General features: G+C 64.5%; 23 protein-coding genes and 1 tRNA gene. 16 read left to right on the forward strand and 8 right to left on the reverse strand.

The annotated features are described in order from the left end of the window. The 4 genes from M0208_RS16610 to M0208_RS16625 all read left to right on the forward strand — a co-directional run bounded on the left by M0208_RS16610 (position 1) and on the right by M0208_RS16625 (position 6069). Positions 1–1485: an NAD(P)/FAD-dependent oxidoreductase gene (locus M0208_RS16610; RefSeq protein ID WP_258892779.1), complete on the forward strand. Its 1485-nt coding sequence runs from the start codon at positions 1–3 to the stop codon at positions 1483–1485. A 427-nt stretch (positions 1486–1912) separates the two neighbouring features. Then, positions 1913–3223 carry an EAL domain-containing protein gene (locus tag M0208_RS16615; protein WP_258892780.1) on the forward strand — a complete coding sequence of 437 codons (1311 nt, stop codon included), beginning with the start codon at positions 1913–1915 and terminating at the stop codon, positions 3221–3223. Between the two features lie 425 nt (positions 3224–3648). Next, entirely contained in the window at positions 3649–5628 is a 1980-nt protein-coding gene (locus M0208_RS16620; RefSeq protein WP_258892781.1) for an ATP-binding protein, read from the forward strand. A gap of 54 nt (positions 5629–5682) precedes the next feature. Further along, on the forward strand, positions 5683–6069 hold the full coding sequence (locus M0208_RS16625; RefSeq protein WP_258892782.1) for a response regulator: 387 nt from the start codon (positions 5683–5685) through the stop codon (positions 6067–6069). Here M0208_RS16625 and M0208_RS16630 read toward each other — a convergent pair. Continuing rightward, positions 6066–6908: a class I SAM-dependent methyltransferase gene (locus M0208_RS16630; protein WP_258892783.1), complete on the reverse strand. Its 843-nt coding sequence runs from the start codon at positions 6906–6908 to the stop codon at positions 6066–6068. The two genes, M0208_RS16625 and M0208_RS16630, sit on opposite strands and share 4 nt — an antisense overlap. Before the next feature lie 46 nt (positions 6909–6954). Here M0208_RS16630 and M0208_RS16635 point away from each other — a divergent pair, with 46 nt between their 5' ends. The 7 genes from M0208_RS16635 (at position 6955) to M0208_RS16665 (ending at position 10940) form a co-directional block, all read left to right on the forward strand. Further along, positions 6955–7692, forward strand: coding sequence for a ComF family protein (locus M0208_RS16635; protein WP_258893289.1), 738 nt, complete (start codon positions 6955–6957; stop codon positions 7690–7692). Between the two features lie 31 nt (positions 7693–7723). Beyond that, positions 7724–7981 carry a glutaredoxin 3 gene (grxC, locus tag M0208_RS16640; RefSeq protein WP_258892784.1) on the forward strand — a complete coding sequence of 86 codons (258 nt, stop codon included), beginning with the start codon at positions 7724–7726 and terminating at the stop codon, positions 7979–7981. Then, positions 7978–8799, forward strand: a complete 822-nt coding sequence (locus M0208_RS16645) for a carbon-nitrogen hydrolase family protein (RefSeq protein WP_258892785.1) — start codon at positions 7978–7980, stop codon at positions 8797–8799. The genes grxC and M0208_RS16645 overlap by 4 nt, the downstream gene beginning before the upstream one ends. Beyond that, positions 8796–9224: a DUF1178 family protein gene (locus M0208_RS16650; RefSeq protein ID WP_258892786.1), complete on the forward strand. Its 429-nt coding sequence runs from the start codon at positions 8796–8798 to the stop codon at positions 9222–9224. The genes M0208_RS16645 and M0208_RS16650 overlap by 4 nt, the downstream gene beginning before the upstream one ends. A 41-nt stretch (positions 9225–9265) precedes the next feature. After that, a tRNA-Arg gene (locus M0208_RS16655) sits at positions 9266–9342 on the forward strand. 249 nt (positions 9343–9591) lie between these two features. Further along, the gene (locus M0208_RS16660; protein ID WP_258892787.1) at positions 9592–10107 is read left to right on the forward strand and encodes a hypothetical protein; all 516 of its coding nucleotides are present in this window, start codon (positions 9592–9594) and stop codon (positions 10105–10107) included. 431 nt (positions 10108–10538) lie between these two features. Beyond that, the gene (locus M0208_RS16665) at positions 10539–10940 is read left to right on the forward strand and encodes a hypothetical protein (RefSeq protein ID WP_258892788.1); all 402 of its coding nucleotides are present in this window, start codon (positions 10539–10541) and stop codon (positions 10938–10940) included. A gap of 148 nt (positions 10941–11088) precedes the next feature. Here the strand turns inward: M0208_RS16665 and M0208_RS16670 are convergent, their stop codons facing one another. Continuing rightward, entirely contained in the window at positions 11089–11376 is a 288-nt protein-coding gene (locus M0208_RS16670) for an SWIB/MDM2 domain-containing protein (RefSeq protein WP_258892789.1), read from the reverse strand. Between the two features lie 42 nt (positions 11377–11418). Beyond that, positions 11419–11634, reverse strand: a complete 216-nt coding sequence (locus tag M0208_RS16675; protein ID WP_408988114.1) for a DUF2945 domain-containing protein — start codon at positions 11632–11634, stop codon at positions 11419–11421. A gap of 45 nt (positions 11635–11679) precedes the next feature. On the opposite strand from M0208_RS16675, the gene fghA reads away from it, so the two are divergent. After that, the gene (gene fghA, locus M0208_RS16680) at positions 11680–12525 is read left to right on the forward strand and encodes an S-formylglutathione hydrolase (RefSeq protein ID WP_408988115.1); all 846 of its coding nucleotides are present in this window, start codon (positions 11680–11682) and stop codon (positions 12523–12525) included. 121 nt (positions 12526–12646) lie between these two features. Here fghA and M0208_RS16685 read toward each other — a convergent pair whose 3' ends face one another. Continuing rightward, the gene (locus M0208_RS16685) at positions 12647–15646 is read right to left on the reverse strand and encodes a TonB-dependent receptor (RefSeq protein ID WP_258892792.1); all 3000 of its coding nucleotides are present in this window, start codon (positions 15644–15646) and stop codon (positions 12647–12649) included. Between the two features lie 216 nt (positions 15647–15862). On the opposite strand from M0208_RS16685, the gene folE reads away from it, so the two are divergent. Genes folE through M0208_RS16700 form a run of 3 tightly spaced genes read left to right on the forward strand, consistent with a single transcriptional unit; the run spans position 15863 to position 17566 of the window. Beyond that, positions 15863–16483: a GTP cyclohydrolase I FolE gene (folE, locus tag M0208_RS16690; protein ID WP_258892793.1), complete on the forward strand. Its 621-nt coding sequence runs from the start codon at positions 15863–15865 to the stop codon at positions 16481–16483. Continuing rightward, a complete protein-coding gene (locus M0208_RS16695) occupies positions 16483–17223 on the forward strand; it encodes an SDR family oxidoreductase (RefSeq protein WP_258892794.1) in 741 nt (246 codons plus the stop codon). The genes folE and M0208_RS16695 overlap by 1 nt, the downstream gene beginning before the upstream one ends. After that, positions 17216–17566: a dihydroneopterin aldolase gene (locus M0208_RS16700; protein ID WP_258892795.1), complete on the forward strand. Its 351-nt coding sequence runs from the start codon at positions 17216–17218 to the stop codon at positions 17564–17566. The genes M0208_RS16695 and M0208_RS16700 overlap by 8 nt, the downstream gene beginning before the upstream one ends. A gap of 100 nt (positions 17567–17666) precedes the next feature. Here the strand turns inward: M0208_RS16700 and M0208_RS16705 are convergent, their stop codons facing one another. Together M0208_RS16705 and leuA are read right to left on the reverse strand one after the other, a co-directional pair. Next, entirely contained in the window at positions 17667–18464 is a 798-nt protein-coding gene (locus tag M0208_RS16705) for a hypothetical protein (RefSeq protein WP_258892796.1), read from the reverse strand. Positions 18465–18842: 378 nt separating this feature from the next. After that, on the reverse strand, positions 18843–20501 hold the full coding sequence (gene leuA / locus M0208_RS16710; RefSeq protein WP_258892797.1) for a 2-isopropylmalate synthase: 1659 nt from the start codon (positions 20499–20501) through the stop codon (positions 18843–18845). A gap of 231 nt (positions 20502–20732) precedes the next feature. Between leuA and M0208_RS16715 the strand changes: the two genes are divergently transcribed. Next, positions 20733–21131: a BLUF domain-containing protein gene (locus tag M0208_RS16715; protein WP_258892798.1), complete on the forward strand. Its 399-nt coding sequence runs from the start codon at positions 20733–20735 to the stop codon at positions 21129–21131. Between the two features lie 2 nt (positions 21132–21133). Here M0208_RS16715 and M0208_RS16720 read toward each other — a convergent pair whose 3' ends face one another. Beyond that, the gene (locus tag M0208_RS16720) at positions 21134–21778 is read right to left on the reverse strand and encodes a YceI family protein (protein ID WP_258892799.1); all 645 of its coding nucleotides are present in this window, start codon (positions 21776–21778) and stop codon (positions 21134–21136) included. Between the two features lie 87 nt (positions 21779–21865). Next, the gene (locus M0208_RS16725; protein WP_258892800.1) at positions 21866–22585 is read right to left on the reverse strand and encodes a hypothetical protein; all 720 of its coding nucleotides are present in this window, start codon (positions 22583–22585) and stop codon (positions 21866–21868) included. Positions 22586–22641: the final 56 nt, after the last annotated feature.

Genomic DNA, 22641 nt, shown 5'->3' on the forward strand with positions numbered 1-22641 from the left:
ATGACCGTAGAACATCGTGATGTGATCATCGTCGGCGCAGGGCTCTCGGGGATCGGCGCCGGGCATCATCTTCAGATGCGCTGTCCCGACCGGACGTATGTGATCCTCGAAGGGCGGCAGGCGATCGGCGGCACGTGGGATCTGTTCCGCTATCCCGGCATCCGCAGCGATTCGGACATGCACACGCTCGGCTACAACTTCCGCCCCTGGACGAAGGCGAAGGCGATCGCTGACGGTCCCTCGATCCGCGAGTATGTCGAAGATGCGGCGCGTGACGGCGGGATCGACCGGCATATCCGGTTCGGCCACCACGTCGTCAGCGCGGACTGGTCGACACCCGACGCGCGCTGGACCGTCGTGTCGCGGCTCCCCGACGGATCGACCACCACGATAACCTGCAACTTCCTCTTCATGTGCTCGGGCTATTACAACTATGCCAAGGGCTACACGCCGGACTTTGAAGGAGCCGGGGATTTCGCCGGCCGCATCGTGCACCCGCAATTCTGGCCCGATGACCTCGTCTACGCCGGCAAGCGCGTCGTTGTGATCGGCAGCGGCGCGACCGCGGTCACTTTGGTCCCTGAAATGGCGAAGACCGCCGCGCACGTGACGATGCTGCAGCGGTCGCCGACCTATGTCGTGTCACGCCCGGCGGAAGATCCGATCGCGAACTGGTTGCGCGCGAAGCTGCCGGGCAAGGTCGCGTACGGCGCGACGCGGTGGAAGAATGTCCTGATGGGAATGTTCTTCTACCGCATGACGCGCAAAAAGCCCGCGAAAGTGAAGGAAAAGCTGCTCGGGATGGTGCGCGAGCATCTCGGCCCCGACTACGACGTCGCGACGCATTTCACACCGCGTTACAATCCGTGGGATCAGCGGCTGTGCCTGGTGCCAGACGCGGACCTGTTTGCATCGATCAAGGCGGGCGATTCGGCGGTCGAAACCGATACGATCGAGCGGTTCGTCCCGGATGGCATCAAACTGTCGTCGGGCAAGACGTTACCTGCGGATGTCATCGTCACCGCGACCGGCCTTGAGATGCAGTTGCTCAGCGGCATCGCGTACCGCGTCGACGGCGTGGCCAAGGATATGGCGCACGCGCTGCTCTATAAGGGCATGATGTATTCCGACGTGCCGAACCTGGCGTCGTCGTTCGGCTACACCAACGCATCATGGACGCTGAAGGCGGACCTGACGTGCATGTACGTCTGCCGCCTACTCAACACGATGACGAAGCGCGGGCTGCGGCAGGCGACGCCTCGGATCGGGAACGAGCATATCGAGGAGGAGCCGTTCCTGAATTTCTCGTCAGGCTATGTCCAACGAGCCATCGCGCACCTGCCGAAACAGGGCAGCAAGAAGCCGTGGCGGCTTAACCAGAACTATGCGTTGGATATCATGGCGCTGAAGTTCGGATCGGTTGACGACAGCATGGAATTCTCGAATCCCGTCCCGGCGAAAGTGCGCGAACGCGTCGCGGCCTGACCATGCCGGGATAGCCGCTGCTGGCGGCCGCTTGCTATACCGGATGAAAAGATCGTCCCGATTGGGGACCGAGCGTGTCGGCAGGCCATAACGCCGACCGCTAACGACGACCCTGACGATCGCGCGAAACTAATTCTTCGCGGCACCCGAAAGTGGTCGGCCCGGAGTCGTCGATGATTTGCGGAAAACCGCAAAAAACGTCGATTCCGGGCCGCGCCCGGCTTTACCAGGGCTTGATGTCGGTGGAGTAGATAAGCGCGAGAATGAATGCGAGCATGGTTTTCTCCCTTGTTAGCATCACTTTCGAGATGCTCTCCGGGCTTAATGCATTTTTAACCACCTCACAATCGCGTTAACCCTCGTCGATGGGACACATCCGATTTGGTCTTAAAACTATCTTCAGCGGTTCTGGGTAGAGCGAAGGCTTATGGTCGACCGCGCACCCGTCACAGCACACGTCCCGGCAGCGCACGCCACGGCGGCCGCTGCGCTCGGCCAGCGCCCCGCCTGGCGATTTCATATCCTGGTCGAGATTGCGAACTTCGCCGCGTTGCGTCGTCATCTCGGCTGTCCGCGCGCCGACCTGCTGGTTGCCGATGTCGCCGCGCGGCTCGCGGGCGTCGCGCCGCAGACGCGGATTACCGCAGTCGGCCGCAATCTGATCGAGATCGCGGTCGAGGGTGACGCCCACGCGGAAATCGACACATTGCTCGACGATCTGACGCTCGCAGGCGAGAAGCCGTTCGATCTGGATGGCGAACCACACGATCTGTCGCTGCTGTTCGGTGCGGCCAGCGCGCGGATCGACCAGGCCAATGACGTCTCGATCGTGGAGGAAGCCGAGGCTGCGTTGATAGAGGCGCGCGCCGTGGATCGAACCGTGATGCACGACGTGACGCCGTCCTCCGCCCGCGAAGCGCGATTGCTCGCGGTCGAGCTGGGGCGTGCGATCGAGCAAGACGAATTGCTGATGGTCTATCAGCCGAAGATCCACGTTCGGCGACAGGAGATCAATAGCGCGGAGGCATTGGTGCGCTGGCGCCATCCCGAACGCGGCATGGTGCTGCCGAACGACTTCATTCCCGCGGCCGAGCAGGCGCAGATCATTGATCGCATGACGTTGTGGACGATCGCGCAGGTGATACGGGACCAACGCACGTTGCGCGCCGCCGGGCACGATCTGCGGATCTTCATCAACATCTCGGGCCAGTTGCTCGCCGATGCGGCGTTCGTGTGCGCGGCCTGCGATCTGGTCGCGGAGAGCGATGCCAAGCTGGGTTTCGAGGTCACCGAAACCTCGGTGATCCGCGATCCGAGCAGCGCGATCGCAAACCTTCAGCGCTTCGCCGACATCGGCGTGACGATCGCGATCGACGATTATGGCGCCGGGCTGTCGAGCCTCGCCTATCTGAAGCAATTGCCCGCGCGCGAACTGAAGATCGACAAACTGTTCGTGACGCAATTGACCAGCTCGAACCGTGATCCGCTCATCGTGCGATCGACGATCGATCTGGCGCACGCGCTGGAGATGGAGGTCGTCGCCGAGGGGGTCGAAACCCATGCCGCGCTGGCGTTGCTGGCCGTCATGGGCTGCGACATGGTGCAGGGATTCCTGATCAGCCGGCCGATCGCGCTGGAGGCGTTGATCGTCTTCCTTCGCGACGACAGCCATCACCAGGTTCCACAAGACAGTCGCGCGTCGTTCAGCCGATTGGCCACGGTATGGAAGCGCGCCTGAGGGTGCGGCGTATTGCTCACCATTGGATGCTAGCGGTCGTGGCCGCGACGCTCGTCTCGCCCACGATGTTGGTGGCGGCAAATCGTCAGGATGTCCGATTCGAGGAAACCGTCGCGACCATAAAAGCGACGATGCTAAGTGACCCGGCGCGAGCGATCGCGATCACAGAGGAAGTGCTGCATGATCGCGCGACGACGGTAGCGCCGAAGCGTCGCGCCACGATGAAATGGTTGCTGGGAGAAGCCTACAGCCGAACTGAAAAGCCGAAGCGCGCCGTTGTACTTCTGGCCGAGGCGCGCTCAATCGTAGAAAAGGTCGCACCGCGCTCGCGATTGCACGCCGATATCCTGCTTTCGGAAGGCAGCGTTCGAACCGCTATGGGTCACGTGGCGCTCGCATTAAGCGATATCCAAAAGGCGCATGGCATGTTTCGCGACGAAGGTGAAACGCGCAGTCAAGCAAAGGCGCTGATACTGCTTTCGATGCTGCACGCAAGCGGCAACGATCACTTGAGCGCGCTTCGCTATCTCGATCAGGCGATCGACGTTTACAAGGCCGACCCGGGACTATCTCTGGCCATCTACAATGCGCGCGGCAATGCCTTCAAGGAATTGACCCGATACCCGGCGGCCGAGACGCAATATGCAAAGGCGTTGACCTTGGCGCGCGGATTGAAGAGCGCCTTGCTGACCGCTCAGGTTCTGTCCAACGTTGCCCGCGTTCGAATGATGCAGGGCGATGTGGCGCGCGCTCGGGTCGCAATTGATGAAGGAATGGCACTCGCGCGTCGAAGTGACGCGGCGGGAACGTTGCCGATCTTTCGCGCTTTAGCTGCACAGGCCGCGTTTCAGCGTGGAGACCTGGGCATTGCTGAGCGGCTGATCGACGAACGCTTTCGGGGCGTCGATCTTATCACGACAACACCGCAAGATCGCGACGCGCACGCTACCGCTTACCGCATCTATCAGCAGCGCGGACGCGCCGCCGACGCGCTGGCGCACCTCGCCGCCCTGAAAAGGCTCGACGATCAGGCGACCGAACTGGCGCGATCGAACAGCGCCGCGCTGGCCGGGGCGCGGTTCGATTTTGCCAACCAGGAATTGCGGATCGCCAAGCTGAAGGCGGACGATCTGCAAAAGACGGTCGCGTTCGAGCGCGATCGGTCGCGCAGCCAGCTGACGATGTTCGCCGGGGCCGGGATCGCCACGCTGTTGATCATCGCGATACTGGGCATCGGGTTGTTCACGATCCGCCGCAGCCGCAACAAGCTGGCGATCAGCAACACCGCGCTGGGCAAGGCGCTGGCGGCGAAGACCGAATTCCTGGCCACCACCAGTCATGAAATCCGTACGCCGCTGAACGGCATCCTCGGCATGACGCAGGTGATGCTGGCCGATCGCGCGATGGATGCGGCGACCCGCGAACGGCTGACCGTGGTGCACGGGGCGGGCGTTACGATGCGCGCGCTGGTCGACGACATCCTCGATGTCGCCAAGATGGAGACGGGCAAGATGACGATTGAAGCCACGCCGATGGATGCGCGTGCGACGATCGCCGATGCGGCGCAGATGTGGGGCGAACAAGCGCGGGGCAAGGGCCTGTCCTTCACGCTGGCGCTGGATGACGGCCTCGGCTGGATCGTCGGGGATGCGGCGCGCATTCGGCAGATCGTGTTCAACCTGTTGTCGAATGCGGTGAAGTTCACCGCAAACGGCCACGTCACCTTGTCCTCGCAGATCGTCGGGGACCGCTGGCGCCTAATCGTCGCCGACAGCGGGATCGGCATCGCGCCCGACCATCACGAGGAGATATTCGAAGCGTTCCGTCAGGCGGACGCCGGGACCACCCGGCAATTCGGTGGCACGGGCCTTGGCCTGTCCATCTGCCGCAACCTGTCGCGCGCGATGGATGGCGACGTGACGGTCGAAAGCGTTTTGGGGCAGGGCGCGACGTTCACGCTCGATCTGCCGCTGGTCCGCGCCGAAACCACAACGGCCGCACCGGCCGCGGACGGAGCAGGGGTATTGGTCGTCGATCGCAATCCGATCACGCGCTCGATGCTCAAGGCGTTGCTCGAGCCGCGTGGCGGCGCAGTGACCTTCGCCGATTCGGCGGCGGACGCGCTGGAGTGGATCGCGACGGATCGCCCCGCGACGATCTTGCTGGATGCCGCCACGCTCGGCGCGGCGGACGCGTTGCCGACGGCGGTCGCGCCGATCGCCGCTGCTGCCCGCGGCGCGATCATCGCATTGCTCGGTCCTCCGCTCTGCCCTGACGCTCACGCCGCGGTGCTGGCGGCGGGTGCGACGACGGTCATTGCGAAGCCGATCGGCAAGGACGCGTTGATCGAGCGCCTGTTTGGCGACGAACCGAGCGTATCCGTGCTTGTGCCGCAAGCGGCGTGAGCCGATAATGATAACGGCCATGAAACGACCGATCAGCCGTCCGGGCCACGCCCCATGAACGTTCTCTTCATCGAGGACGACCGGATGAATCGCCGCGTCGTGCGTGACATGCTCGACGTCGCGGGCGTGACGATGGTCGAAGCCGAAAGCGCCGAAGACGGGCTCGGCATCATCGACGAACAGGATTTTGATATCCTGCTGGTCGACCTGCGAATGCCCGGCATGGACGGCATCACGGCGATCGGACACATTCGCGCGCGGGGCGATGCGAAGGGGCGCACCCCGATCATCGTCGTCACCGCCGACACCGCGGTCGACCTGCGCGAACGCTGCCTGGCGGCGGGGGCGGACGACGTGATCTTCAAACCTGTGGCGATGGATATCCTGTTCGACGCGATGGGCCGCGTGCTGGCGTCGCGCGAAGACGGGATGATCGGCTAGGTCTTCGGGAACCGGCCGAGCGTCGCGGCGAGCGACGTCGTACCGCTGCCACGCCGCGCCGGTTTCGGCTGATCGGGGGCAGGCGCCCAGCCGGTCAGATAAACGATCTCGAACCGTTCGGTTGTGCGGCCGTCGGAGTCGGCCTTCGCCGCGAACGCCGCCGCCGCCACAGCGAGCGTATCGCGGCGCAGCGCGCGGCGTTCACGCAGCAGGTTCGACGCCGCCATCCCGCGCAGATCGTCAAGCAGGCGGTCGACCCCGCCGTAGCGGACGCGCACCGTCTCGACATCGGCAACGGGCAAGGCAAATCCCGCGCGGACCAGCAGGTCGCCCGCCGCCCGCACATCGATCTGCGGGTGCAGCCGCGGGGCGGGCCGGTCGCCCTCCGCGGTGCGCAACGCTTCACGCAGCGCGGCAAGCGATCCCGCGCCCGCGAACGCCGCCAGGAACAGTCCGTCCGGCCGCAGCACGCGCCGCGCCAGCGTCAGCGCCCCGGGCAGGTCGTTGACCTGATCCAGCACCCCCGCCGACACCACCAGATCGAAACTGGCGTCGGCGAACGGCAGGTGATCCTCATCCGCCTGCACGCCGCCCGCAGCTTTCGCGAAGCCAAACCCGGCGTCGGTCCGCGCAACACGCGCGCCAGGCGGCGGCACGAACGCACCGTCGAAGCACCCGAGGTCGAGCACGTCGGTGAACGCGCGCGTCACGCTGTCCAGCCGCTCCGCAATCCCGTCGAGCATCGTCTCGCGCAGGAATGCGTGCGCCGCGTAACCGGGCGCGGCGCGATCGCGACGGCTGCGGCGCGCGGCGGGGTCGAAGATTTCGGGCGGCTGCATCGCGCGGCGGCTTGTGCCGTGCGCCGGGCGCGGCGACAAGGGCGCGATGCACGCCGCGCTCGGCACATTGTTCGCATTGGCGCTGCCCCCGCGTTGCCCCGGATGCGGCTGCGTCACGGCGGCGGACCACCGCTTCTGCGCCGGTTGCTGGTCATCGTTGCACTTCATCGCGCCGCCCTGGTGCGCCGCCTGCAACCTGCCGTTCGATCATGACCGGGGGGAGGGCATGGTATGCGGCGCGTGCATCGCCCGCCCGCCGCGCCACGCGGGCGTGCGCGCCGCGGTCGCTTACGGGCCGGTCGCGCGCAACGTCGCGCTGCGGTTGAAGTACGCCGGCCGCACCGCCTTCGCCGAAACCGCGGCGAGGTTGATGGCGCGGCATCTGCCGGGCGACACCGACCTGATCCTGTCGGTGCCGCTGCACCGGCGGCGGCTGTGGTCGCGCAGTTACAATCAGGCGGCGCTGATCGCCACCGCGCTGGGGCGGATCGGCGGGGTTCGCAGCGATGCGCGGTTGCTCGAACGAACGAAGCCGACGCCGGTCCTGCGCGGCCTGAACCCGAGCGAACGCCGAAGGGCGGTACGCGGCGTGTTCGGACTGGCGACGGGCGGCGCGGGGGCGGTCAAAGGACGCGCGATCGTGCTGGCCGACGACGTGTACACCAGCGGCGCGACCGCGGACGCCTGCACCCATGCGTTGCTGCGCGCGGGCGCGGCGAGCGTCACCATCCTGTGCTGGGCGCGGGTGCTGCCCGACGGCGACGGCCTCAGCACCGCCGATTGACAAGCGCCGCCCGCGCCCACACCTCTGACGCATGGCAAAGATCGAAATCTACACCAAGGCGTTCTGCCCGTATTGCGCACGCGCGCTCCGCTTGCTGTCCGACAAGGGCGTCGAATCGGAAGAATTCGACATCACGATGGGCGGGCCGAAGCGCGTCGAGATGATCGACCGCGCGAACGGCCGCACCACCGTGCCGCAGGTGTTCATCGACGGACGCCATATCGGCGGATCGGACGATCTGGCCGCCCTGGACCGCGACGGAAAGCTCGACGCGCTGCTCGCCGCGTGAGGATCGCGCTGCTCCAGATGACGAGCGGCGTCGATCCGGCGGCGAACGCCGATACGTTGCGAAAGGCCGTGGCCGATGCGGCGGCGGGCGGCGCGGCGATGCTGTTCACGCCGGAAATGTCCGGCCTGCTGGATCGCGACCGTGCGCGCGCGGCGGCGTCGATCGTAGCGGAGGACGACGACCGCGTACTCGCGGCGGTTCGGGAAGCCGCGGCGACCGTCGGAATTTGGGTTCACCTCGGCTCGTTGGCGCTCCGTCGCCCCGATGGCAGGCTCGCCAATCGCGGGTTCGTGATCGACGACGCGGGAGAAATCCGCGCGCGCTACGACAAGATCCATTTGTTCGACGTCGACCTGCCGACCGGTGAAAGCTGGCGCGAATCCGCGGCCTATGCCGGCGGCGACGCGGCGGTCTTGGTCGATACGCCCGCCGGACCGTTGGGACCGACGATCTGCTACGATCTGCGCTTTCCCGACCTCTATCGCGCATTGAGCGACGCAGGCGCGACGGTCCTCAGCGTCCCCGCCGCCTTCACCCGTCCCACCGGTGCGGCGCACTGGCATCTGCTGCTCCGCGCGCGCGCAATCGAGGCGGCGGCGTTCGTCGTCGCGGCGGCGCAGACCGGCGAACACGCCGACGGTCGCGCCACCTACGGCCATTCGCTGGTGATCGATCCGTGGGGAGAAGTGTTGCTCGACATGGGCGAGGAGGCTGGGCTGGGCTTCGCCGAGATCGATCCCGCGGCGGTCGCATCCGTACGCGAACGCATTCCGGTCATCGCGCATCGCCGCCCCATCCCGGCGGTAACGGTGGCATGATCGTCTTCGACCTGCGCTGCGATGGCGGACATGTGTTCGAGGCATGGTTCGCTTCGTCCACCGCATGGGAGGATCAGCGCACACGCGGACTGGTCGCATGCCCGATCTGCGGCGCGACCGACGTTGCGAAGGCGGTGATGGCCCCGCGTGTCTCGGCAAAGGGCAACAGCAACGACGCCCCGCCGCCCGCGCGCGTGAAAGAAATGCTGAACGCGCTCGCCGCCGCGCAGGCCAAGGCGCTCGACGGATCGCGCTGGGTCGGCCGCAAGTTCGCCGAAGAGGCGCGCGCGATCCACGATGGCGACCGTCCGCACGAAACGATCCACGGCCAGGCGACGATCGCGGAGGCGAAGGCGCTAGCCGACGACGGCGTCCCCGTCGCGCCGCTTCCCCTGCCGATCACCCCGCCCGACGCCACCAACTGATTGACCGTCCGCGGTGCGCGGGATACCGATCGCTCCCGGATGCCCCCGTAGCTCAGCCGGATAGAGCGACGGTTTCCTAAACCGCAGGCCGGAGGTTCGAATCCTCTCGGGGGCACCAATTCCACCCTGCGCTCGAATGACTTGTTGGAAAATGTTGCTGATATGTTCTCACCGCGTTTACGGAACGGGGTGGCGGCATGGAATTATCGGCGCAGGACAGGCGACGGGCGTTTTCTCATTGGGTGCGGACAGGGTTTTGGCCGGCGGTGCGAACTGCCGACGGGGCTGAACTGAAGTTCAATCCGTATCACAACCCCGCAACGGACAGTTCACCTTCGCGCCGGGTGGACCGCGCTCGCTGAGCAACGTGATCGTTTCCGAGCGTGGCCGGGCGCAGTTCCTCAGGACGGCCTCCTCGCCATCAAATCCTGTCCGGCCCGTTTCGGTCGAGGCATCGAACGAGTCGACGGCGCGCCTGTCGGATGCAGTGTATGTGCCGAGCGAGAACGATGCGCGGTTAGTGCCTGCGCAAATCTCACGCGGATCGATGACTCGTCGTGGCGGCAACAGCCGCGCGTTCGAGGATCCGATGACGCTGGAGCAGACCTTTCCCGGACTACGCGACGCGCCGGGCGGTTCAATTATCGCGGTCGCGAACAGCATTTTCGATCTCACGGGACCAGCGCGGGAGGCAACTGCGCAACTAACCCTGAATTGGTCAAATACGCTAATCAATCAGATTGCGGCGATCGATCCGGCTTACCGATTTGACTCGCTGGGCTTTCCGGAAACACTTCAAGGTCAAATCAACCAACTGAACCGCCTGCGCTTCGACCGAGCAGCCGCATTTATGCGCGTGAAGGGCGAATTGCGTCCGTTATAGGTTGAGACCCTGCGATTCATCCAGGCGAGTGCAGACCGCGCTTATGATCACGGCGTTGAGCGTATCGAATCCGGAAAGCTGAAAATTCGTTTGTCCAGGCAGGAAATGCTGGGCAACTATATCGATCAAAGAGTCCGTCTCGATCTTCGCCGACGCTACGGTCAATATGGAATTGATTCAGCCAGAAAAGGCCCGGTCCGCGTTAACCGTCGCGAGAACGATACGTCTGGCTCCGAGCTGACATTTCGGCGGCCGGATGCGAGGGTCGGGAACATTGCCTACGACGTTACGCTTACACAAAAAATGCTTAAAACACCACAAGTTCGAGGATTTTTCGGCGCGGATTTTGCGCCTACTCACGTCGTCATTATCCGTCCACGACGGGTCGGCCCCGACAGCACTTACATTATCACGCGCCCGGAGACGAAGCGATGAGCCGCTACTTCACTAGTTCCTATCACAATCCGGAGCCTTACATTCCCGGATCACTGAGCGAGATCGACGATCTGATTGGTTGCATGGTTTTCGGTGCACCGACATTCATAGACGAGTCCGACGTGTTCCCGGAACAAAACATCGACACCGAGTTCCACGCGCTCGTCGAAGGTTTCGGCAAGGTCCGTAAGAAATTGGGCGAGGAGCGTTATGCCGTACTGGTGGACCTGGCCACACGCGCGAAGGCGCTGTTCGTCGATGATCCGGCGGACGATAACGGCAAGACCAATCAGGGCCGTGATCTGCTCTACGAAATGGAAGACGTGATCCAGGCCGCGCGATCGCGGCGGGCGGCTGAGAAATTACCCGACGATGACCGCGACATCAGCGGCGACTGACGCCGTTCCGCGCCGCCGCGAGAAACCTGCCACCCGTCACCCCGGCCTGCTGCCGGGTTCCGCGCGCGGTGTCGGCCGCCACGAAGGGGCGCGCGATCGCGGGAGGACGCCGGGCTGACCCGGCATGACGGGTGGAGGAAAGCGGCGGTTACGCCTTTACGTGTTGTGCGATGTGCTTGTTCATTTCGAACATCGTCACCTTGTCCTTACCGAACACCTTCTTCAGTTTGTCGTCGGCCAGGATCTCGCGCTTGTTCTCCGGGTTCTGCAGGTTGTTCTTCTTGATGTATTCCCACATCTTGCTGATCACTTCACTGCGCGGCAACCGGTCGTTGCCGACGACCGCGCCCAGCTCGGGCGACGGCTGAACCGGAGCATGGATGCCGCCGGTCTTGGGTGCGCCATCCTTGGCGGCGGGTGTCTTCGTGGTAGCCATTGCATTCCTTCCTGTTGTGCCGGTTTTTCCGGCTATTCGGAATCACGCCTTCTTTAGCGCGTCACGCTTGTGCGCCGCCTTTCCGCCATTGTCACTCCTGACGATGAACTGCGGTTCGTCCTTCGATGCGGCGACCTTGTGCCCCTTGATGGTCGTCGGCTCGGTCTGCTTTTTCTCCACCTTGCCGTGCGCGGTGCCGCCGTGGCTGTTCCACGTCACCTTGTCGCCCTTCTTCAGATCGGTCACACGCGCCTCCATCTGGTTGAAGATGGATCAATTCGCGGGCGGAGGGATTGGTTGCACATGAAGACATTGAGCGAGAGCGAGGCGTTTGGCGGCACGCAGGGCGTGTACGCCCACGAATCCGATGCGACGGGCACGACGATGACCTTTTCGGTCTATGTGCCGCCGCACGACGAGGGCGCGCGGTTGCCGGTGCTGTGGTATCTGTCCGGCCTCACCTGCACCCACGCCAATGTGACCGATAAAGGCGAGTATCGCCGCGCTTGCGCCGAGGCCGGGATCGTGTTCGTCGCACCCGACACGTCACCGCGGGGAGAGGGGCCGCGCGGGGAGGGCGTGCCCGACGACGACGCCTATGATTTCGGGCAGGGCGCGGGCTTCTACGTCGACGCAACGGAAGAACCGTGGGCGCAGCATTTTCGGATGCGGCGCTATATCGAGGACGAGTTGCCTGCGCTGATCGCGATGGAGTTTCCGGTCGACATGGCGCGGCAGGGGATCACGGGCCATTCGATGGGCGGGCACGGCGCGCTGACGACCGCGCTGCGCAACCCCGGCCGCTTCCGCAGCATTTCCGCCTTCGCCCCGATCGTCGCCCCGATGGAGGTTCCTTGGGGCGAAAAGGCGCTCAGCGGCTATCTCGGCGCGGATCGTTCGACGTGGCGCGCCCATGACGCCTGCGCGCTGATCGCGGACGGCGCGCGGGTCGATGCGATCCTGGTCGATCAGGGCGACGCGGACGGGTTTCTGGCCGAACAGTTGAAGCCCGAATTGCTGCGCGATGCGTGCGCGGCGGCGGGGATCGACCTGACGCTGCGGATGCAGCCGGGGTACGACCACAGCTACAATTTCATCTCGACCTTCATGGCGGACCATGTCGCCTGGGCGGCGGAGCGGCTGAAATGAAAAAGGGCTCCCGGGTGAAGGGAGCCCTTCCAGTCACGTCGTCAGACGCGGACGGCTGCGCCGCCCTCGCTGCCCGACGTGACGAGTCCCCGGCTTGCTATCGCAAGCCGGGGCCGTCCGCTTAGAACTTCACGCCCGCCGCGATGCCGTAGCGGCGCGGTTCCAGCGTGAAGATGTTGGTGAACAGGCCGGAAGACTGGTCGGTCAGATAAAGGCCGGTCGTCGCATTGTTGTCGAAGATGTTCTGCACGAACCCGCGCAAGAACCAGCGCTCGTCCGCACCGTTCAGCTGAACCTGGGCATTCGCCTGTTCGTACCCGGACACCTTGTTGATTCGCCCGTTGAAGATGTTGCCATAGCTTTCGCCGGTATAGGTAAGATCGAAGCGTGGCACGAACGACATCCCGTTGCCGAACTCGAACGTCTTCTGGACGCCGGCGGAGAATTTCACCACCGGGGCCTGCGGCAATTCGTTGCCCTTGATGCTGACCCCGATGCCGTCCAAGACGCTGATGAGTCCGGCTGGCACGACAGCGGTATTGGCCGCAGCGCCCCTCAGCACGTCGCAAATGCTGAAGGCGCCCGTCGATGCGCCGATGTTCGCGTCGGCAGGGAAGGCTTGCGGTCCACGCAACCCGAGCTGCGAATTAACTGCCGTGACGAACCCCTGTGCTACCGCCGCACCACCGGTATTCGCCCGGACGACGCAGTTGAACGCGGCGGTGATGTCCTTGATGATGACGGTGTTGGGATCGCCGCCCGAAACGTCGCGCTGGTTGATGAACGGCGCTTCCGACGTCACCTTGGTATGCAGATAGCTTGCGCCGATGTTGATCGCCCAATCGGGTGCGGGACGGAAGAATGCCTCGGCCTCGACGCCGTAGATGTCGGCATCGATATTGTCGTTGATCGACGTGCGCGCGACAATGCGGCTGAGCTGCAGACCCTTGTACTTGTAATAAAATCCCGTGAGGTTCAGCGTGAACCGGCCATTGTCGAACGTATTCTTCGATCCGACCTCGAACGCGTTGATGATTTCCGGCACGAACGCATCCGGCACCGTCAGACCGGGCACCTGCACCGGCGGATTGAACCCGCCCGACTTGTAGCCGCGCGAATAAGATGCATAGAGCAGATTGTCGTCGGTGACCTTGAAATTGACGACCGCGCGGCCGGTGAATTCGTCGAAGGTCTTCTTGCGCCGCGCAAAATCCTGCACGCCGGGGGTAACCGGGTCCGCGTCATATGAGCCGTAGAACGGCGAGTCGAACGCGCTGCCCGTCTGTCCATACGGTGTCAGGAAACTGGCCAGCGTGGAGCGCGACTGAACCGTCTTCTTGTCGTTGTTGTACCGCAGCCCGAGCGTCAGTTTCAGCCGGTCGTTGAAGTCGAAATACGTTTCGCCGAAGATCCCGTAGGACTTCAGGCCGAAGCGCGCGGTCGCATTGCGGAAGAATGGCGTAGCCAGAAAGCCCGGTGGAAGATCGTTGGCGGGATTGGCGTCGGCCCTCGTTCCCAGCGCCGTGAAGCTGCCGAGCAATCCGGTGATATAGTCGATCGCGAACGCGTTGACGTAATAGTCCCCGTTGGTGACCTTTCCATCGACATAGATGCCGCCGAGCAGGAAGTTGAACATCCCGTCGAAATCGGAAGAGATGATCGCTTCCGCCGACCAGTCCTTCGTCTTCTGGTTCGATCGATCGAACGCCAGCGGCACGTCGGAACAGCGTTTGAAGCCGCCATACGAACCGAGGCCGGTCTCTTCTGGCAATGACGTACAGATCTGACCCGTCGGACCGCCCGGAATCACCGCGGCCGCGATCGGCGCGAAGAAACTTGCGGGAAGGCCGGGAACCTGCCCTGCGGCAGCGGCGGCGAGCGTGTTCAGCGCAGGCTGGACCAGCGCGCGGTTCTGTACGCCGAGGTTGTAGTCCTGCGACGAATCGACCGACGTCTCATGATAGAAACCGGTCAACTGCGCCTTGATCGGGCCGAAATTGTGATCGATCCGTCCCTGGACCGTCAATTCATCGGTCTTGTATGTCGGATCATAGGCGGTGAAGACCTCGCGCGGATCGTTCAGGATCGGGTTGCCGGTATAGGCGTCGGGGCCATACAGGCTGCCGAGCCCGAACGCCTGTCCGAGCGCCGGATTGCGCAGGTTGATCGTCAGGAACTCGCGGCTGCCCAGCGTGCCGGTGAAGGTCGAATTGGTGTTGGTCCGTCCGGCGTCGCGGCGGTTGTTCAGGCACCCCAGCACGCCGGTCGGGTCGGTCTGGCACAATTGCTTCTGGATGCGGAGGCGATTGTCATCCTCCTTGAAGTAACTGCCCATCAGATCGACCGTGGTGTCGATCGAGGGTTCCCAACGGATCGATCCGCGCACCGAATACATGTCGCGGCCGTCCAGGCGCGTGTCGTTGTACAGGTTCTTTGTATAGCCGTCGCGGTTCAGGTAGAACCCGGCCACGCGCACCGCCAGCGTATCGCCCAGCGGCAGGTTGATCATCGCCTTCGCGCGGATAGATTCGTAATTGCCGTATTCGCCTTCCGCGCTGACCGCGAATTTGTCCGTGCGCGGCTTGGCGGTGATGAAGTTGACCACGCCCGCCGTCGCGCTGCGGCCGAACAACGTGCCCTGCGGCCCGCGCAGCACCTCGACGCGTTCCAGATCGAAATATTCGGTCTCGAAGATGCGTGTGGCGAGAAGCGGGGAGCCATTCAAATGGATCGCTGTCGCTTGATCGCAGGAAATGCCGACGCACAGATCGCCGATCCCGCGGATCGTGAAGCTGGACGAGGTGAAATTGGTCTTCGAGAACGTAATGTTGGGCAAGGTGAGCTGCAGGTCGGACGCATTGTCGATCTGCTGCGCCTCCAGCGCCGCCGAGGTGAACGCGCTGACTGCGATCGGCACCTCCTGCAGCGTTTGCGACTGCCGCTGTGCGGTCACGACCACGTCGTCGCCGTATCCGCCCGTCTGAACTGGGGCGGTTTGCGCCGGGGCCGTATTCGTAGGTGCGGTATCCTGGCCCGGCGCGGGCGCGGGTTCGGCGGCGTAAGCAGGTGTAGCGGCGATCAACGCGATAGCCGAGGCCGCGAGCAGCTCAAACTTCGTCATGGCATCCCCCTCCTGGGACCGCGCCCGATCTATGTCGGTGCTGCGGCGTTCAATGGTCCGGTATGGAAAGTAGCGTCCGAAAATTTCCCGCGTCAAATGGTTTTATGATGGAATCTTGCGGGATGAGGTCGATGTGGCCGAAATGAAACAGTTGCTATATCGAACCTGTGTCATGGTGCGGTGCGGGAATCTTGCGCCTGCGAAGAAGGATGGCGGATGGCGATTGAACACGCGAGTCCCGAAGACGGGGACTTGATCGGATCGAATGGCAAGCTCGAAGTCCCGGAAAATGTTGCGGATGCGATACGAACATTGATTCGCTGGGCCGGCGACGATCCCGCGCGGGAAGGCCTGATCGATACGCCTAAACGCGTCGCGCGCGCGTGGCGGGAGTATTGCGCGGGCTATGCCGACCACCCCGAACAGCATCTGTCGCGAATCTTCGAAGAGGTCGGCGGCTATGACGAGATCGTGATCCTGAAGGATATTCCGTTTCAGTCGCACTGCGAACACCACATGGCGCCGATCATTGGCAAGGCGCACATCGCGTATCTGCCGCGCAACCATGTCGTCGGCATCTCGAAACTGGCGCGCGTCCTCCACGCTTTTGCGCGGCGGCTGCAGGTGCAGGAAAGGCTGACCGCCGAGGTGGCCGACTGTATCTGGGAAGGGCTGAAGCCGCAGGGCGTCGCGGTGGTGATCGAGGCGAGCCACGCCTGCATGACCGCGCGCGGCGTGCGCACGCCCGGCGTAGCGATGGTTACCAGTCGGATGATGGGCGTGTTCCGCGACGACGAGCGCAGCCGCAAGGAAGTCCTCGCGCTGATGGGGTGCTGATGCGCGTTCTGGTAACCGGCGGGGCGAAGCGACTGGGCGCAGCGATCGCGCGAGCCTGCGCTGCGGCCGGGCACCAAGTGGTGATCCATTATCGGACATCGCGCGATGCGGTGGGGGCGCTGGCGACGGAACTCGGCGGTGTGAGCGTGCAGGGTGATCTGGCCGACAGCGCGGGCGTCCCCGGGCTGTTCGCGCGCGCTTGCGAGGCGGCGGGCCGGCCGATCGACGGACTGGTCAATTCGGCCTCGCTGTTCGAATTCGACTCGCCCGACGCGATCGATCCGGCGCTCGCGGCGAAGCTCCACGCGACGAACCTGCTCGCCCCGTCGCTGCTGACCGCCGCGCTGGCGGCGCAGGCCGGGCTGACGAATGGCGCCGTGGTGAACCTGCTCGATCAGAAGGTCGCGAACCTCAACCCCGATTTCTTTTCCTACACCTGCACGAAGGCGGCGCTGGAGGCCGCGACTGTCATGCAGGCCATGGCGTTTGCCCCGCGCGTGCGGGTGAATGCCGTATCGCCGGGGCTGACCTTGCCGAGCGGGGATCAGTCGGCGGCTGCGTTCGACCGCGTGGCGCGGGAAAACCTGTTGCAACGCCCGGTAGGCGCGGCGGCGGTGGCCGACGCGGTGGTCTATCTGCTGGGGGCGGCGAGCGTGACGGGGCAGAACCTGTTCGTCGATTGCGGGCAGAGGTTTCTGAAGCGCGGCGGAGACGTGATGTTCGAGGGACGCGATGCCTGAATTCACCACTATCCTCGAAAACCTCGAGGTCCGGATGCACCTCGGCATCCACCCGCACGAAATCGCCCCGCAACGCGTCCGCGTGTCGGTGTGGATGACCGTCGTGTATCCCAAACCACTCGGCGCGGACGCGATCACCGAAGTGCTCGACTACGACTTCGTTCGCTCCGGTTTGCAGCAAATGGCCGCCGGTCCCGGTTTCGCCCTGCAGGAAACCCTATGCGAAGCGGTCGCCGCGCTGTGCCTCACCGACCTGCGGGTGCGCGAGGTTCGGGTCAGGTCGATGAAGCTCGATGTGTATCCCGATGCGACGGTCGGGTGTGAGATCGTGCGGGGGCGTTAGGCGACCGTCGCGAATGGATAGAAGTCCGGCAGGTTTTGGCTGGAGACTGCTCGGTCTGACTCGATATGCCAGCCCGAACCATTCGAGCGAGACCGGTCAGTCAGTCGCTGATAGTCCAGCCCAGATTCGGCTCGCGACCGCGCACCGGCTGGTTAGCTTTGAGTGCCTGTTCGAGCCGACTATTTGCGATGGGAACGGCGGTGCCGCGTGGCGCGACTGCGGCGTTGACCGGGATCGGTGTAGCCGCTCCGGCCGTAACCCGCTCGGGCGCCGCGGTCATCAGGGCCGGGATTGGCGCGACGCGGGGGTTTGCCGCCGGATTGCTGTTCGACCGGTTTTCCACGATCGTCGCGACGTGGCTTCGGACCATGCCGCCCGGCAGCAGTGTAGCGACCCCGCCGGTGCCATAACCAGACAAGAAGACCTCTCGCCCGAATTGGTCGCGGTGATCCACGATGGGCACCCCCGGCTGGGTGCCGCCAGGCCCGCCCAGGATGCGCAGCACCTCCGCCACATCGGCGGTGTAGCAACTGGTGATTTTCTTGGATCGACAGCCGAGCGGAGGCACCCCCTCATGACTTGGCCGTGCATAAACCGTGGCCGCATCCATTCCCGGCGATTTCGATCCCTCGCCGCCAAGGAAGAAGATATAGCGATATCCCTCTGCGCGCGCGCGTTCCGCCGCGCGGTACAGCGCCATGTTGATCGCGTCGCCGCGTCCATGGATCGCCGCATCGATCCGCCAGGATCCGTCCTTCTCGGTCCGGTCCTGGTACCCAAACTTGTAGCCGATTCCGTGCCAGCGCTTCATGGGACCGTAGTAGGGCGCATCACTATCGCCCGCCCACGCGGGTTGCGCGATCGCCAGTAACATGAGGCCGGGCCAAAAGCGTGTCATCGCTTGTCCTTCCAATGAGTTGGCCTGTGCTAGTCGAGCTGCGTTAACGTCCGGTTGTCGAGACCAACCAGATCGCTAAAGAGCGGCGAGATACACTGAATCATTGAATGCCACCCAGCCGTATCGCGCCGAGTGCTCGCATAGGAAAGTTGCTAGCGCCGTCCTCTTCATCGGCGAATTGCCGGCACTAACACCAGTGTCGATCAGCGCGTTTCCTACACGACGCCGGCCTGTTAAGGGGCGTTAGCTGTTTCTCACCGCTGGACACCGGCAAACGCCGATCGCGTCTGATCGGCGCGCGTAGGTGTGACTTTACCGTGACTTTTGGCGCGCCCAGGAAACGCCGTCTTGGCCTAACCTTAGCCTAACCTTCGCGTTTCACGCCCGGTTCGCCGCGCTCAGCACCGCGCGCACACTCGCCGTCGCGATGTCGGTGTCGATGCCGACGCCCCAGACGGTCCGGCCGTCGCCGGTGCGGCATTCGAGGTATGTCGCGGCCTGTGCGTCCGCGCCGTGGCCGATCGCGTGTTCGGTATAGTCAACTACCGCCAGCTCCGGCCCGGTCGAATCCGCCAGCGCGGCGATCACGCCCGAGATCAGGCCGTTGCCGCGGCCCGACAAAGATCGTTCCTCGCCGTCGATCGCCACGCGGCCGACGAAGGTGCGGTCCCCGGAAGGCCCGTGCTCCTCGTAATCGCGCAGCATGAAGCGGTCGGTGGCGGCGGGCAGGTACGCGGTCTCGAACGCGGCCCAGATGTCGGCGGCGTTCAGTTCGCGGCTGGTCTCGTCGGCCAGGCGCTGGACGTGGCGGCTGAAATCGGCCTGCAGGCGCTTGGGCAGTTTCAGCCCCTTGTCCTGCTCGATCACCCACGCCACGCCGCCCTTGCCCGACTGCGAATTGACGCGGATCACCGCTTCGTAGCTGCGCCCGAGATCGGCGGGGTCGATCGGCAGATACGGGACTTCCCAGAAATCGTCGTTGCGCGCTTCCTGCGCCGCAAACCCCTTCTTGATCGCATCCTGATGGCTGCCCGAAAAGGCGGTGAACACTAGGTCGCCGGCATAGGGCGTGCGCGGGTGGACGGGGATGTTGGTGCAGTAATTGACCGTGTTCACCACCGCATCAATGTCCGACAGGTCCAGCCGTGGATCGACGCCTTGGGTGTACATGTTCAGCGCCAGCGTCACGAGATCGCAGTTGCCGGTGCGCTCGCCATTGCCGAGCAAACAGCCCTCGACCCGGTCCGCGCCCGCCATCATGCCCAGTTCCGCCGCCGCGACGCCGGTGCCGCGATCGTTGTGGGTGTGCAGGCTGATGACCGCACTGTCGCGGTTCGGCAGGTTGCGGATGAACCACTCGATTTGGTCGGCATAGACGTTGGGCGTCGCACATTCGACCGTCGCGGGCAGATTCAGGATGATCGGGCGATCCGGGGTGGGGCGCAGCACCTCCATCACCGCGGCGCAGACCTCGACCGAGAAATCGAGTTCGGCGGTGGAGAAGGTCTCGGGGCTGTATTCGAACTGCCAGTCGGTATCGGGCTGCTTCGCCGCCTCGTCGCGCAGCACCTTCGCGCCGTCGATCGCGATCTGACGCACTTCGTCGCGCGTCATGCCGAAGACGATCTTGCGCCATGCGGGGCTGACCGCATTGTAGAGATGGACGATCGCCCGCTTCGCGCCGTTCAGCGATTGGAAGCTCGTCTCGATCAGGTCGCGGCGCGATTGCGTCAGCACCTGGATCGTCACGTCGTCCGGGATACGGCCCCACGCGACCAGCCCGGCGATGAAGTCGAAATCGGTCGCCCCAGCGGCGGGGAAACCGACCTCGATCTCCTTCAACCCGACCTTCACCAGCAGGTCGAACATCCGCGTTTTCTTTTCCGCGTCCATCGGATCGATCAGCGCCTGATTGCCATCACGCAGATCGGTCGACAGCCAGCGCGGCGCGTGTGTGATGGTGTTCGAGGGCCAGAGCCGATCGGGCAGGTCGATCGTGGGGAAGGGGCGGTATTTGGTCGATGGGTCGCGCAGCATGATGGGCTCCGAGGGATCGGTCCGCTTGGGCGGACCGTGATCGGCGTCAGGTATTGCCCTCAGGGGCGCGTGCCGGTTCGATGCACCCCTAAGGGCGGATAAGTCGAAGGGCCAGTGCGCAGGTCATGAAAAGGAATTGCCGGTTCCGCACACCAATGTCCAGCGCGCTCGCGAGATTGACCGTTTCGTAACGGGTTAGCGATAGCTCCTGTCGGTCAGAAGGATCGAACGATGCGCCAACTTCTCTACATCAGTTCCAGCGCCACGCGCGGCCAGCCGATCGACGTCGCCCCGATCATGGCGCAATCGGTACGCAACAACCGGCGCGATCGCGTGACCGGATTGCTCTATACCGACGGTGTCCGCTTCCTGCAGGTGCTGGAAGGCGAGGATGCCGACGTGCAGCGTGTGTTCGACCGCATCCGCGCCGATCCGCGCCATGTCGCGATCGTGGTGCTGCACAATCGCGCGGTAGAAGCGCGGCAGTTCGGCGACTGGGCGATGGCGAAGCGCGGCGCTAATGACTCCGCCGACGCCTTCGACGCACGGATGGCGACGATGCTGGACGGCGCATCGGACGCGGTGCGCGGGACGTTTCTGGGACTGGTCGCCGCGCGCCGCGCCGCTTAGTGTTACTTCTGGAACGCGGCGACGATATCCAGCTTCACTTCGTCCGACACCATCGGGATGCCATAAGCGACGCCGAAATCGCTGCGCTTGATGGTCGTCGTCGCAGTAAAGCCGACGTTCTCCTTGCCGCCCATCATCGCCGGGGCCTTGCCCGCGCCATAGAATGCGGCGTCGAGTGTGACGGGCTTCGTCACGCCGTTCAGCGTCAGATTGCCGGTGATTTTCGCGGTCTCGCCGCTGGCAACTACCCTGGTCGAGACGAACTTTGCATCCGCGGGGGCGGGGCCGAAGAAGTCGGGCTTGCCGCCCGCGGCCGCCGGTTTCAGCAGGTGCGAGGTCAGGCCGGCGCTGGCGGTCGTCACCTTGCTGACCGGGATCGTCACGTCGACCTTGGCGGCGTTGGGGTTCTTCGGATCGAGCGTCAGCGTGCCCGCGACATCGCCGAAGATGCCGTAATATGGCGTGAAGCCGAGATGATCGACGGTCCATTTGACAAGCGAATGGCCACTGTCGGCGGTGTAGGTGCCGCCGGTGATAGCGGCGGGGTTCTTCGACCCCGGCTTCGTCGGGGCACCCTGTGCCGTCAGGGCGGCGAGCGGCAAGGCAGTGGCGGACAGCGTCAGCAGCGCGGCATAGGCGATACGCATGGTTCGATTCTCCCGGTTCGTTGCGCAGGTTCAACCACAACGATCGGGCCAGCGGAAGGTCCGAACGCGAAACGCGCCGTTTCCGCTTTACTTCACGACGCCCTGAACCAGATCGAACTTGATCCGCACCCACGCGCCGATGACGGGCTTGCCGCTGATCCGAGGCGGCAGCACCTGGAACTGCCATGCCGCCTGCCGCAGGCCGCGCGCGATGCCCGATCCGGGCGATTCGCCGATCTCGCGGCAATTCTCGACCCGGTTGCGCTCGATCGTCTGGCACGCGATCATGCCCCAGCCGACCTGCGCGCGCTGGGGCAGATATGTGACCATCTCCGCGCGGGTCGGTTCGCGATACCAGGCGGCATTGTACAGCCGCTGCCCGCCGGGTCCGTCGCCGGGGCCATAAGTCGATCCGCTGTCGGCGGTCTGCGCGCCCTTGCCTGCGCCGTCGGCGGGTCGCGCGGGGATAGAGCCGATGTCGGCGGCGGCGAACTCCTCGCTGGTGAGGACCAGCATGTTCGGCTTGATCGGCGGGGGACGGGGCGGAGGCGGCGCGGCGGCGGGCGGTGGCGGCGTTTCCTTGCGTTGCAGCGCGGGCTTCGCATTCCGCGGGTTTTTCACCCCGCGCGTTTCGACCTTGGCGAGCGGACGGACGTCGAACGTGGCGAGGATTTTTTCGGCGGCGCGGCGTCGTTCGGGCGAGGCGCCGAGCGTCAGGAGGACAAAAATCAGCCCAACGACGATCGCGATCGACAGCGCCGCGGAAACGGCCCGGTCGCGAACCGGTTTGTGCGCGCCATACGACATCGGCGCGCGCCTACAGGAGGTTAACGGGGCGGGCAATCGGATCGGGGGCTAAAGCA

This window comes from Sphingomonas sp. SUN019 (assembly GCF_024758705.1).
Taxonomy (GTDB): Bacteria; Pseudomonadota; Alphaproteobacteria; order Sphingomonadales; family Sphingomonadaceae; genus Sphingomonas.